Origin of the sequence: Acidisarcina polymorpha (assembly GCF_003330725.1) — a bacterium.
Taxonomy (GTDB): domain Bacteria; phylum Acidobacteriota; class Terriglobia; order Terriglobales; family Acidobacteriaceae; genus Acidisarcina; species Acidisarcina polymorpha.
The window spans coordinates 6,041,118-6,054,051 of record NZ_CP030840.1 but is presented as its reverse complement, the minus strand read 5'-3'; the positions used below and the strand labels follow the sequence as shown (position 1 = coordinate 6,054,051).

9 protein-coding genes and 1 pseudogene are annotated in these 12,934 nt (G+C 53.3%); 8 read left to right on the top strand and 2 right to left on the bottom strand.

What is annotated here, in order from left to right:
- Positions 1 to 11: 11 nt before the first annotated feature.
- A complete protein-coding gene (locus tag ACPOL_RS25825; RefSeq protein ID WP_114209600.1) occupies positions 12 to 1,409 on the bottom strand; it encodes an MBOAT family O-acyltransferase in 1,398 nt (465 codons plus the stop codon).
- Positions 1,410 to 1,819: 410 nt separating this feature from the next.
- On the opposite strand from ACPOL_RS25825, the gene ACPOL_RS25820 reads away from it, so the two are divergent.
- The 7 genes and pseudogenes from ACPOL_RS25820 (at position 1,820) to ACPOL_RS25790 (ending at position 9,774) form a co-directional block, all read left to right on the top strand.
- Positions 1,820 to 4,042: a GumC family protein gene (locus ACPOL_RS25820; RefSeq protein WP_236657040.1), complete on the top strand. Its 2,223-nt coding sequence runs from the start codon at positions 1,820 to 1,822 to the stop codon at positions 4,040 to 4,042.
- Entirely contained in the window at positions 4,029 to 5,138 is a 1,110-nt protein-coding gene (locus ACPOL_RS25815; RefSeq protein WP_114209598.1) for a glycosyltransferase family 2 protein, read from the top strand. The genes ACPOL_RS25820 and ACPOL_RS25815 overlap by 14 nt, the downstream gene beginning before the upstream one ends.
- Positions 5,139 to 5,617: 479 nt before the next feature.
- Entirely contained in the window at positions 5,618 to 6,508 is an 891-nt protein-coding gene (locus ACPOL_RS25805) for an O-antigen ligase family protein (protein ID WP_161557574.1), read from the top strand.
- Positions 6,509 to 6,801: 293 nt separating this feature from the next.
- Positions 6,802 to 7,641 carry a glycosyltransferase family 4 protein gene (locus tag ACPOL_RS25800; protein WP_161557573.1) on the top strand — a complete coding sequence of 280 codons (840 nt, stop codon included), beginning with the start codon at positions 6,802 to 6,804 and terminating at the stop codon, positions 7,639 to 7,641.
- Positions 7,642 to 7,708: 67 nt separating this feature from the next.
- Positions 7,709 to 8,092 (top strand): annotated as a pseudogene (locus tag ACPOL_RS36565) (glycosyltransferase family 2 protein); the annotation flags it as partial.
- A gap of 126 nt (positions 8,093 to 8,218) precedes the next feature.
- Complete coding sequence (locus ACPOL_RS36560; RefSeq protein WP_414633410.1) at positions 8,219 to 8,581, top strand: glycosyltransferase family 2 protein; 363 nt, start codon at positions 8,219 to 8,221, stop codon at positions 8,579 to 8,581.
- A gap of 5 nt (positions 8,582 to 8,586) precedes the next feature.
- Positions 8,587 to 9,774: a glycosyltransferase gene (locus ACPOL_RS25790; protein WP_161557571.1), complete on the top strand. Its 1,188-nt coding sequence runs from the start codon at positions 8,587 to 8,589 to the stop codon at positions 9,772 to 9,774.
- 98 nt (positions 9,775 to 9,872) lie between these two features.
- Here ACPOL_RS25790 and ACPOL_RS25785 read toward each other — a convergent pair whose 3' ends face one another.
- Positions 9,873 to 12,527, bottom strand: a complete 2,655-nt coding sequence (locus tag ACPOL_RS25785) for a mechanosensitive ion channel family protein (RefSeq protein ID WP_150133134.1) — start codon at positions 12,525 to 12,527, stop codon at positions 9,873 to 9,875.
- A gap of 158 nt (positions 12,528 to 12,685) precedes the next feature.
- On the opposite strand from ACPOL_RS25785, the gene thiS reads away from it, so the two are divergent.
- Complete coding sequence (thiS, locus tag ACPOL_RS25780; RefSeq protein ID WP_114209591.1) at positions 12,686 to 12,901, top strand: sulfur carrier protein ThiS; 216 nt, start codon at positions 12,686 to 12,688, stop codon at positions 12,899 to 12,901.
- The last annotated feature ends 33 nt before the right edge of the window (positions 12,902 to 12,934 follow it).

The following is a 12,934-nucleotide window of genomic DNA, read 5'->3' as shown; positions in this document are numbered from 1 at the left end:
GTCCCCTCTATTTAAAACTGGAAGTACACAAATGGAGCAGACTCATAAGCAGCGCCGAAAGCAACGAAGGCAACTGCAACGGCAGCGGTGTTTAGTTGCCACATAAAGGATGCGGATTGACTCGGATATTCATCTCCGCTGCGTTCTAAATACAGATCAATTGCAATCAGGGGTATGGTGCAACATATCAAATATGTGAGTGCGGTGCCGTATACGGGGTTCCACGACCACCGGGCCAATCCTATGAACATGCTAATAGCGGAGCGAAGTGTAGGCGCACGAAAGAACAGCCAAGCGAGACATACGAAGTGAAAGACAAAGATCCGGGACATCATAATATAAACTTTCGATCGAGGAGGACGCAGATTGACTGATTTCTCGATGCTCAACATACCTCCGTGAAGGCCTCCCCAGAGAACGAAGTTCCAGCTGGCGCCGTGCCAGAGTCCTCCGATCAACATGGTCAGAAGCAAATTGATGTAGGTTCTTGAAGGGCTCAGCCGGCTCCCTCCAAGAGGAATATAAAGATAGTCTCGGAGCCATGTACTTAGACTGATGTGCCATCTTTTCCAGAACTCCTGCAAGGACGTTGCCAGATACGGTTGGCGAAAATTAAGCATGAAGTGGAAGCCCAGCAACTGAGCGCTGCCGCGAGCAATATCACTGTATCCGCTGAAATCCCCATAAATTTGTCCAGCGAAGGCGTAAACGCCTATCAGAGTCACCCACCCGCTTCTGCCCATTCGTCCGTCAAAGGAGGCATTGGCCAGTTGCGCGCAACTGTCGGCGAGAACGCACTTACGAAACATGCCAAGTAAGATGAGCATACAGCCATCGAAGACAGCTTTAGCGTTGAATTGGCGGACGCTCTGAACCTGAGGAAGAAGATGACTAGGACGCTGGATGGGACCTGCGATCAAGTGGGGGAAGAAGCTGATGAAAAGAGCATAGTCGAGCAGTGAATGTGCGGGCTGTATCCGTCGTCGATAGACATCCACGATATACGCAACCTCCTGGAAGGTATAAAAGGAGATGGCCGGCGGAAGAACAATCTTCCAGAGAATATGCGGCACGTTATGGAGACCGAATGCGTCTGCAGCGACAGCAAAAGAATCGACAAAGAAATTGCAGTATTTAAAGTAACCAAGGAAGCATACGTTTATGATAATAGACAAAACAAGTAATGTACGCCGAAGCAACCTACTCATCGAAGCAGCAAGTGATCTCGCGATCCAGTAATCGAGCAATGTGGATGCAGCGATGAGGACCAGAAATCTCCAATCCCACCATCCATAGAAAAAATAGCTTGCGACCAGTAAGAAGCAGTTCTGCATGAACTGCGAAAGACGCCAATAAACAACAACCACTAGTGTCAGAAACACCAAGTAGACAGCGCTATCCAAAAGCATTCTGTTCCAATCTGAATTGTCAATCGATGGATTGCTTTGAGTATAGACCCGTTTCGGGAGAGCTATCAGACTCCAGCTCTAGGATTCTTCCTAGTTGGCCAGAATGGCATTGACAGCCATTCGGTGGGCCGGTACGCTTCATTCAAATTCCAAGAGTTTACAAACGATTTGCTTTATCTCCGACGGTAGCCGATTGCTATCTGTGTCGTCATGCTGCGGGCTCCTCGCACGCTATCTACATATTTGATTTATAGCCAGATTCTGAACTAAATGATGAACTATGAAGGCGTGGAACGGATCGCGGTGAGGGAGTTAGGTTGAGAGCTCTGATGGGACCACGTGCCGATGTGAGGGAGCGCCCAATTACTCTGGGCGATCTGCGTCACATATTTCGGCGCCGCAGGCGGGTGATGGTTTCGTGCGTAGGAGGGTGTGTCGCTCTAGCGGTCTTAGTTTGCGTCTTTTGTACCAGGCGATATCAGGCATTCGGCGAAATCCAGGTACAGAAAGACAGCAGCGATGCGCTTGGTCTTGACAGCATGATGGGTGGTGCAGAGGATGCCTCTGACGCGCTCGATGCGAACATAACGTTGCAGACACAAGCGGACCTGCTGGAGTCAGATACGTTGGCCTTGCAGGTAATTGAAGCGCTAGAACTCGAAACGACGAGAGATTATCAGCCTCGATATGATGCGCTTGGGTCTATCTTTCGGCTGTTGTCGCCAAGCGGGCCAGCTGATCCGTTGAATGCATCTTTAGAGAATTCTCCTCGACGTCGCACTCGGGCACTCAAGATCTTCGACGCGAACCTAAACGTAAAAGTAGTCTCGGGAACGAGACTGATCGAAGTCAGGTTCCTGAGCTCAGATCCGGTGCTCGCAGCAAAGGTTGTGAATCAGTTAATGGACGGGCTGGTTGAGTACAACTTCCAGACGCGGTTTACGGCGACAAATCAAGCATCAGAGTGGTTGACTGGACAGCTCTCCGATCTGAAGAAACAGGCAGAGGCGCTTCAGGCGCGAGTGATCGCACTGCAGCGGCAATCGGGGGTGGTTAGTCTGGGTGTACAGGATGCGCAAGGGAGAGATCAAGCGTATAGCGTGATTGTGGACCGGCTACAACAAGCTACGGCTACACTGTCTCAAGCTACATCCAATCGGATCCTCAAAGGAGCCGTCTATAAGATCGTTCAATCCGGCAACGCGGAACTGATCTCGGGATTGAGCGCCAATGGGATTGTAAGTGGATCTCCTACATTGAGCACTTCTTTAGGATTAATTCAGAGCCTCCGTATGCAAGAGGCAGCCTTGCAGGGACAAATTGCCCAGGACACTTCCAAGTTTGGCCCATCATACCCGCGACTCATGGATTCACGAGCAAATCTGAGCGGTATGGAGAGTGCCATTGAAGACGAAGTTCACCGGGTTGCTGAACGATCCAAGAATGACTACGAGATAGCGCGGCGTGAGGAAGACGAATCCCGCACGGAATTTGCAACCGAGAAGCATCAAGCCGATAGCCTGAACGATAAAGCGATAGAGTATGCGATTGTCCGCCAAGAAGCCGATGACAGCAGAGGACTTTATGAAGATCTATTGAAGCGCCTTAAAGAGGCCGGGGTCTTGGAAGGCCTCCGCTCCTCCAACATTACGGTCGTTGATCCGGGGCGAATTCCCTCGACGCCTAAACAGCCGAATATTCCCGTATATCTGGCAATTGCGGCCGGTGTTGGGCTTTTCCTGGGGGTTTGTGGAGCCTTCATCAGCGACTCAATCGATGACAAGATCCAGACCATTGAGGAGATAGAGCGTGACCTGGAACTCGTGCCTCTCGGGATTCTTCCGCACTTAGGCGAGCCGAATTGGTACCGGCGTCCGGGAGGACCATCCTTATCACGAGCACGGAGCCCATCCTCTGGCGTTAATTCACTAGCGATCTTTGCGCACCCAAACTCGCCATATACAGAGGCATTGAGAGGGCTGCGCACGGCGCTCCTGCTTGCAAAAAGCTCCGCTCCGCCGCAGCTATTGCTAATCACCAGTTCTGTGGCAGGAGAAGGAAAGAGCATTCTGAGCGCCAATCTCGCTGCTGTACTGGCCCAGAGTGGCAGGCGCGTCCTGCTGGTGGACGCTGACTTGCGCAAGCCATCGCTCGGCGACCGACTGGGAATGGAAAGTAGGACAGGGCTAAGTCAGTATCTTACAGACGAACGGTCTCCTGAAGATATTCTGGAGGTGGGAAGGCTGCCTAAACTACATTTACTAACCTCGGGACCAGTTCCTCCTTATCCTGCGGATCTTTTAGGTTCCTTACGGATGATGGAAGCCCTTGACAGATGGCGAGGGTATTACGACTTCATCGTTCTCGACAGCCCACCTGTGTTGCTAGTAACCGATCCGGTCGTTCTTGCCAGCCTTGCTGATGCGACGCTGCTAGTGGCCCGTTACGGGATGACAAACCGCTTGTCATTGGCTCGCTCCCATCGAACGTTGATGGATCAGTCGACGCAGGACCGGGTAGGGATAGTGCTCAATGGTGTATCACAGGGATCCCCTTTCCACTATGAATACTATGGTCACTCAGGCAGTCTAGGATACCCAGAAATTCACGGAGGAAAACATGTTGACGCATAATCCGAAACCGCCGCAGCCATCAAGTGTGTTGAGCATCCCCGCTAGCACGGGTGGGAGCCCGAACTGCTCATCGATGAGCCCTAGCCCTGCCGGAACTTCCATTCATGCACGGCCGCAAGTGAGTGTAATCATTCCCACACATCATCGGCCTGTACTAGTAGAAAGAGCAATTCGGAGTGCTCTCGGCCAGAGCTTTCAAGACATCGAGGTAATAGTGATAGTAGACGGATCCGATGCTGATACTGAAACAAGACTCGAGCATCTCGATGATGAGCGACTGCATGTTCTATGTTTGCGTGATTCTGTCGGCGGCGCGGATGCGCGCAACTTAGGTGTTCGTTACTCCCGGGGGAAGTGGGTTGCGCTACTCGATGACGATGATGAATGGCTTCCAATGAAGTTGTCCGTCCAATGGGCGGCTGCGGAGAAAATGTCGGGAGAGCAGGTGTTCATCGCGAGCAGATTTATTGAGAGAACGGAGAACGCCGAACGAGTTCTGCCTAAAAGGTCCCCCTCAAAAAATGAGGAGTTCAGCGAATACCTGTTTGCAAGGCAAGGATGGACGTCGGGTGAAGCGTTTCTGCAAACCTCCACGTGGTTTGTCTCGCGCCAGTTAATGCTAAGAGTGCCATTCACCACCGGGCTTAAACGGTGTCAGGATCTGGATTGGCTCTTACACGCTACGTCTTTGCCGGATACCCAAGTGGAAGTCTTAACGGAAGTTCTTGCGATCTTTCATCATGACGAGCGAAATGAGCGAGTAAGTCGCACATCGGACTGGAAGTTTCTCTACGATTGGGCGATCGCAAATAGATCGCTTTTTTCCCATAAGGCGTTCGCGTACTTTGTTGCGACTTTTTGTGCACCGGCCGCCAGAAAACAGCGGGAGGGTTGGCGAACCTTTTTGTTCCTGCTGAAGAAAGGTATTTTTGGGGAGTATTCAAGCGCCAAGTGTCTTCTGCTCCTTCTGGTTTGTTGGTTTATCCCAGAAGCAAACAGACGCCATATTCGTGCAATTGTCGTTACGCGCTTGGAGACCAGAGAGAAAAGCCCAGCCGTATGGGTCAACCATCAGCTTTCACGAAGGTCGAGTTGAGCGTGTCAGGCGTAGGGTGGCAAACCAGCGCACGCTATGCCGGCGTTGACTCCCTCTCCGTTCGGGGGCAGCCGGTAACTAACTTGGCCGTGTCTTACATTCTGCTGATCCCTTTGCTCATTTTCGCAGTGCATGGCGGGTTTTCTTTTGCGCATCCATCCTGGAATAGCGATCTTGGGGCGAGAGAAGGGAAGATCGCCATCACTACTTCCGGCTCAGAGGGCTTGCGCGACAGCCTCCAATCATGGATAGCGGTCTTACTCTGTGTCTCTGCAATGCTGCCGTACTGTAGACGTGTCCTCGACGTCTGCTTGCAGATGCCACTCATGTCTCTGTTGCCGCTGTAGGCAATGGCTTCGTCGATCTGGTCACAGGACGCGGGGCTTAGTCTCCGCAGCGGTGCCGTCTTAGTAGTCTGTACTCTGCTGGCGTTTTATCTCAGCGATCGATTCAGTGAACAGCAGCAAATGGAGCTCATCATGCTGACCGGTGCAGGGGTTGTCGCCTTGAGCATACTGCTCGCGGTTGTGTTTCCGCAATACGGCATAGATCATCAGTTGCATGAGGGGGCATGGCAAGGACTCTTTACTCAAAAGAATGTTTGTGCCGAATCGACGCTCTTCTTATTGACCCCGGCACTCACAACAACAAGCATGTCTCGTTATGGTCAGGTGCTGCGCTATGGCTATATTTCTGCGTGTTTGCTCATCATCGTGATGAGTCAATCTCGCACCGGATGGGCGATGTGCTTGCTGTACTTCGCATTCGTTAGTACGCTTCGTCTGCTCCGGCGAGTAGCGCGCAAAGATATACTTAAAGTTGCGTTCGTTTCGTTCACCGTGGTAGGCGGGGTCGCGATTGCGATTCAGGAATATCCGTCGGTGGTACTATCTCTCGTCTCCCGGGCAGGCAATGTGTCCGGACGTACGCAGATATGGAAGGCAGTTACCGAATCGATTCTAAGGCATCCGATCGGCGGTTATGGATTCGATGCATTCTGGTCACTGTTCTACGGGGAGGCGTCCCACATATTCGCCGCTACCGGTTGGGTGGTAACAAGTGCACACAACGGTTTCCTTAATGTGACGCTTGAGCTTGGAATTGTCGGACTTGTGCTGGTCTCTGGCACCTTCGTCGCCGTGTTCCGGCATGCTGCTATAGCGTTTGCGCCAGGTCGCTCAAGCTATATTGAGTGGTGTATTGGCATCGTCTTTTTGACCCTTGTCTACAATCTCGACGAGCGCACCTTGATGGCGACACAGTACCTTCCATGGATCCTCTACATCCTGGCTTGCGTTGGGCTCAAGAAAGCTTCCCGCCTGGTTACGAACAATACGACTTTCTTGGCTGCAGAGGATGAAACGGCATGAATGGTACGGTGTTTCATGTTCTTACGGAGACTGATTCATTCTCCGATACCCATGGTGCTGCCCTTCAGCGTTGGGTCGCCAATGTGCTTCGGTTCGAAGCTGAAGAGACGGTTGTCGCGTGTGCCAGGGGCGACGCTAGTTGGGATTTGCCTCATGTAAGGCGATTGCACCTGTCAGGACTTAACTATTATAGCAAGTTGAGAGGAAGATACCGTTTGCCATGGGGTGTGAGGCGACCATTGTTGCGGAGAGTTCTTCGTCCGATAATAACGGCACTTAGCCCGGGCTGTGTAGTGTGGATACACAACCGCCCTGACTACGCCGGGGCCATCGAGAAGGATGTGCGAGCCGCAGGCGCGAGTCTGGTGGTCCATCTTCACAATTCACTGTTGGTTTCGTTTCCCTCTGAAGTTGCAAATTCTTTTCGTGCTGACAAGTTGGTCTTTTGTAGCAACTATCTCGCGACGGAGGCGGCGAGCGCATTTCCCAAGTTAGACAAGATGGCCGTTATTCACAACGGGGCCGATGAAAATAGATTCTTCCCGAAGGTAACCCCGGAAGGATCACAAAGCAATCAAGTCACACCGGTGGTGCTATTTGCAGGACGGCTAGTGCCCGAGAAAGGAGCACATGTATTTGTGGAGGCAATGTGGCTCTTGCAGGCGCGCGGTGTCAAGGTAACCGGTCGTCTGATAGGAGCCACTGGATTCGGCTCGAGTAATGGCGCAACGGCTTATTCGCGCAAGGTCATGCAGCATGCGCCTCGAAACGTGGAGTTCGGAGGCTACCAGTCGTCTAGAGCACTAGCCGAGGAGTTTCGGCGTGCCTCGGTCTTTTGCTCTCCATCTGTTTGGCACGAGCCCTTCGGACTTGTAAATGTGGAGGCAATGGCCAGCGGACTACCCATAGTATCGACTTTGGGAGGTGGTGTTCCCGAGGTGTTTGCCGAAGGCGGTGCGGTTCTTGTTGCCCGCGGCTCCGCAGTGGAGTTGGCGGACGCAATCGAGAGGGTGATCCGCAACAAGGGGCTCCGTCTCCAACTTGCCGCCGATGGCTATAACTCGTTCCACAAAAACTTTACTTGGCGCACCGTGCATCACCGATACCGCGAGGTGCTCTCATCCTTAGCATAATTGGCATGACCATTGCTTCGTTCTCACGGCTATGCCGGATTGTCCCTGAAGAGGTGCTCATCAAGTGATGGAAACGGAATCAAGAGTGGGATCTATTAAGCCGACGTTCTCTCTCATTTTGGCGACGCGTGAGCGAACCGAAGAGCTGCGCCGTTTTCTGGCAGCCTTAAACGAGAGTAGCTACACACGGTGTGAGTGTATCGTTGTTGATCAGAATTCCGATGATCGTCTTGCGCCGGTGCTTGAGGAGTGGGCCGATCGCGTAAGCATCAAGCACGTTCGATCTTCGCAGGGGCTATCACGGGCAAGAAATGTGGGTCTAAGCTACGCCTCGGGAAACGTCCTGGCATTCCCTGATGACGATTGCTGGTATGCGCCTGACCTTTTGCAAAGAGTGGTTCTTTTCTTTAAGCAGAATCCACACTACGGAATGTTAAGCGTTGGGATTCGGGATCTTTCTGGGCGGGTAAGCGGTAATCGTTGGATTCGATCTTCCTGCGAGCTGGCCACAACGAACCTCTTTCGGACCTCTGTCGGCATCGGACTCTTTGTTCGACGGGGGCGGGAGGCCAACTCAATGCGCTTCGATGAATCACTGGGCGTGGGGGCAGGCACCCCGTTTGCCTCAGGCGAAGATACGGATTATGTTTTCCGGCTGCTTGAGGCTGGAGTTCGCGGTAGATTTGATCGAGGGCTTACAGTTTTCCATCCGCGAAGAGATATGATGAGCAGCCATGCTGATGAGGTTCGTGCCTATAGCTATGGATGCGGAATGGGGAGGGTCATCCGGAAGCGGTCAAAGCTGCCGCTATTGCCCGCATTTTTAGCCTTCGACCTTCTTCGCGCGACTTTCAGTCTCCTTTGTGGAAGATCGGATTTAGCCTCGTTGTGCAGCTCGCATGGCAAGGGCGTGCTCGAGGGATATCTGGTCTCAAAGTGAACGCGATGGAAGAACGATCGGCGACGCGTGTCGCAATTACCTATCATTACTCCTTATCGTTTGGAGGTTCGGAGCGCGTGCTGGAAGTACTCGCTGAGATGTATCCGCAGGCCGATTTCTTTGCCCTTTTCGTAAGAAAAGAATGCTTGCCCGCTAAGCTAAAAAATAGAAAGATCACCACTTCGTTCTTAGACAGAATTCCTGGGGCGAAACGGATGTATCGCCACCTCCTCCCTCTTTATCCGTTTGCGGTCGAGTGTCTAGACCTATCCGGATACGACCTGGTAATCAGCGCAGACGGTGCTGCCACCAAGGGAGTATTGACGGATCAACACGCTTTACACCTTTGTTATTGCCACAGCCCACCACATTCCTTTTGGGATCAGTATGCGGCTTTCCGGCGAGAGATGTCGTGGTTTTCCCGCCTCCTATTCACGCCAGTTTCGCAGTATTTAAGGTTGTGGGACTTTTCTGCGGCTCAACGGATCGATGGATTTATCGCAAACTCTGACTATGTCAAGAACCGGATCTGGAAATATTATCGCAGGGAGAGTACGGTGATTTATCCTCCGGTAGATACGAGCGCAGCATATCTCTCCAAGCGACCAGCCAGTTATTATCTTTGTGTTGGCAGACTTATAGCGGCGAAGCGGGTCGATTTACTAATCTCTGCGTGTAACCGCCTTGGACGCGAGTTGCGAATCGTGGGAGTTGGTCCGGAAGAAGGGGCGTTGAGGACTTTGGCTGGATCTTCAGTCAAGTTTCTTGGCAGACTCACTGAGTCTGAATTACTACATGCCTATGCGAATTGCTGGGCGCTTCTCTTCGCTGCCGACGAGGACTGCGGATTGGTGGCCATCGAGGCGCAGGCATGCGGGCGACCGATTATTGCGTATGGCCGCGGTGGTTCCCGAGAGACAGTCATCGGGATGCCGCCAGAGACCTACCGTGGTATAGGCAATAGCATGGATGGGTCCACAGCGTTCACCGGCGTCTTCTTTGCTGAACAGACTACACTCTCCGTGGAGACGGCGATTCAGCGATTCGAGGCCATCGAGGGCTCTTTCAATCCCGTGGAGATACAGAAACATGCAGCCACCTTCGACACAACTGTCTTCGTGTCTAAGTTCCTAAGTTATGTTAGCCAGCAGAGCGAGAACCGCCACAAACATTCACCAACCGTCGTGGAATGAGGCTCGACGCCTTTCTCACTGTGGAAGTCATGACTCTGACCTCTCCCTGCGAACTTACAGGCGACCACTTACATTTCCCCGTCGCGTGTTGAAAATGGTTAACGGACTTCGGAGGAGCTTTGTTGGGTTGTTGGATCGTGCAGAGCTTCGGTGGTGTTGGATGCTGCACCGTTCGATTGGGCGGTCGCTGCAGGTGATCTGGTCAGGTCTTCCAGCTTATTCGTCGAGAGATCGACGGACCGGACGCGAAGATCGCGCTGCGGAAAGGGTATCTCGATCCCGGCATCCCGTAGAGCCCGAGAGACCGCAATGGCGACATCACTTTTCAGTTTGAACCACATTTCTTGTCGCGCCGACCAGAAGCGGAGTTCGAAGTTCAATGCGCTATCACCAAATCCGAGAAAGAAAGCCTCTGGGGGAGGAGTCTCCATAACGTCCGGGATTGAGGAGGCAACGGCGGTGAGCAACTGAATAATCACTTCGGGATCCGAACCATAGGCAACTCCCACCGGAATTTCGACGCGCCGCCAGGGAGAGGACAGCGTCCAATTGATGACTTGGTTCGAGAGTAGGTTGCTATTAGGCACGATGACTTCGGCGCCCTGGCCTGTAGTGAGCGTACTGGATCTTGCGCCAATCCGGCGAACACTGCCAACCAATCCTCCAACATCAATGACATCGCCGATCCGGATTGGCCGCTCGAAGAGCAGGATGAGCCCTGAGGCGAAGTTGCTGACGATATTTTGCAATCCGAAGCCGACGCCGACTCCAAGAGCGCCAGTAATGACGGTGAATTTGTTCAGCTCCACCCCCGCACTGCTCAGAGCAGCCGCAAAGACGAGCAGAACAAGGAAGTAATAGGTCACCTTGGAGATGGCATAGGGCAGACCGCGTTGCAGGGGCAGTCTGGCAATCAAGATGCTTCTTAGAAGGGAACTGAAGCCCTTGGCAAAGCTATAACCTATCCCCACGATAAGGAGGACTGTGATCACATTGCCGAGAGTGACGTGAAGCGATCCGAATCCGATCGGGGCTGCTAACAACTCGGAAAGAAATTCGGCTAAGCCGTCATGGATCAGGAAGACGTAAAGCTCTGAGTGCGTCAGCCACACAAACACAGTAGCCGCAATTAGCAACCGCGGCCCCCAGACCGCGATCGTTTGCTGCTCTTCGACAGGAAACAGGGCGGCCCAGGGACTGTCCAGAAAAATACGCAGAAATAAGAGCAACACGCGGACTGCGCAGTAGAACGCCACGCCGAAGAATGCGCTTAACAACGTGCCGATGCCGAGCACGTGCGAAAGCGAAACGAGGCCGCAGACGTTAGCTACTAATGCGACAGCCAACAGAAGCAAGCCTATGGATGTCGCACTCCGCACTAACGCCAAATTCGTTTTTGAGAGATCGAGCGCGAGCAATCTCGAAGGCCGGGCGAGTAGCCCGTAAGTAATCAGAGCCGCAAGTAGTATCAGGTTAAGAATGAGCCGATTAGCCAACACCGGCAAAGGCATGGCGGCACGCAGCAGTTCAAGTAAATTCAGTAGCAACAGGGGGTAGACCAAAGGCCGCAGGGCGGGTTTGATGAGCAGCGGCATGAGGCGAAATACCAGACCGAGCCAGAGCAGATAGAGGCCAATGGTAATACTCACTGGCGCCGAACCCGTCTGGGTCGTGCTGCCTAACAGCATGGCTAGCAGTGCCAGCGAATAGGGGCGCTCCAATAGCCGGAAGGCCTCGATAGGGAGTTTTGCAGCTGGACCTACGGCACAATAGTGCTTAAGACGAAGTGCTCCGATCAGACCGAGGAAGTAAAGAGCGGGCAGAACAATCAGTCCTGCGCCGCCTCCACGGAGAAATTCGCCGGCGGTCCGGACATCCTGGTCGCCTGAACGGCGGAGTAGAGCGCCGAACGGCTGGTCGAGCTGGTGGTAGCGGAGCGGGGCCCACAGCGGCTGACTGTCGCGTTCGAAGAGATGACCGCGAAACCGGTCCTCGGCCTCGACGAGCCTGGTGAGCGCGTCGGAGACTTGACGTCCCGTCTGGGAAAGCTGATTTTGCAAGGTAAGAACTTGGTTCAGCTGCTCCTGCGCCTGTAAGCGGATGGTCTTTATCGCACTCAGTTCCTGTTGCACTCGTGCCGCGACTACTTCAATTCCGCTAGCGTCGTCGATCTGATTTCCTGTAGCTTGCCAACGAGATTCTTCTTCGTCGAGTTGTAGGATCTGGCTTTGCAGTTCGTTGGCACGGGCCGAGAGAAGCCTGCGTTGTTCACTGGAGCGATGATCAAGGGCGCGCCAGTAGACGAGTTCATCCCGGAGTTCAAGGATGTCCGACAAACCATCGAGGAAGCTATCGAGTCGCTGAGCACGCTCCCTGATTTCTTTGGCTTGGGTTTCGATGACGGCATCCGGCGCAATCTCCTCCGGCTTGGTTTGCAAATGGCTGCTGATCTTCGCGAGCTTGCGATCAAGCTCTTCCGCCTGGTCGGCGACCTGAGGTAAGGGGATCGCCTTATTGGACGACGGGATCGGTTGCGAAATTTCTGTTTTCGGCGGCGGTTGCTCGGGAACGACTGCGAGTTTTTGCAGCGAAGCCTGACCCAACGCGGAAGGAAGTTGGACCAGATTCGCAGTCCAAAGGAGCCAGATAGTCAGAACTATTTTCCAGGGCCTCATGCGAGCGCGGGTCAAAGACACTAGCTCGACCGCGAAGAGATCGGGCAACGGTAGCAACTTACCGCTACTGCTTCTCAACCTCGACCACTGCTCTAGAGATAACTTGACAATGGGGATTCGGGCACCTCGAACAGTTATACCAAAGACGGGCGAAAGAGAGATTTTCAATGGCGGGGCACGGCATTTAGAAGGCCGCCGCGGAATCGCTTCTCACCGAAGTGGTAAGCTGGCGAAACATGAAGGTGACAATCAATGGGCAGGAACGAGAATTCCCTGAACTCGAGGGAAGCGTCTATTTGAATGATCTGATCGAGGTCCTGGGGCTCAAGAGCGATCGTGTTGCCGTGGAACACAATGGCGCGATCGTCGCCCGTTCGAATTGGGAAACAGCGCCGATCCGTGCTGCAGACCGGTTCGAGATCGTGCACTTCGTAGGTGGCGGCGTTTGTTGATCGTTCGGCTCCTGACGGCGAGTCCTACGAACG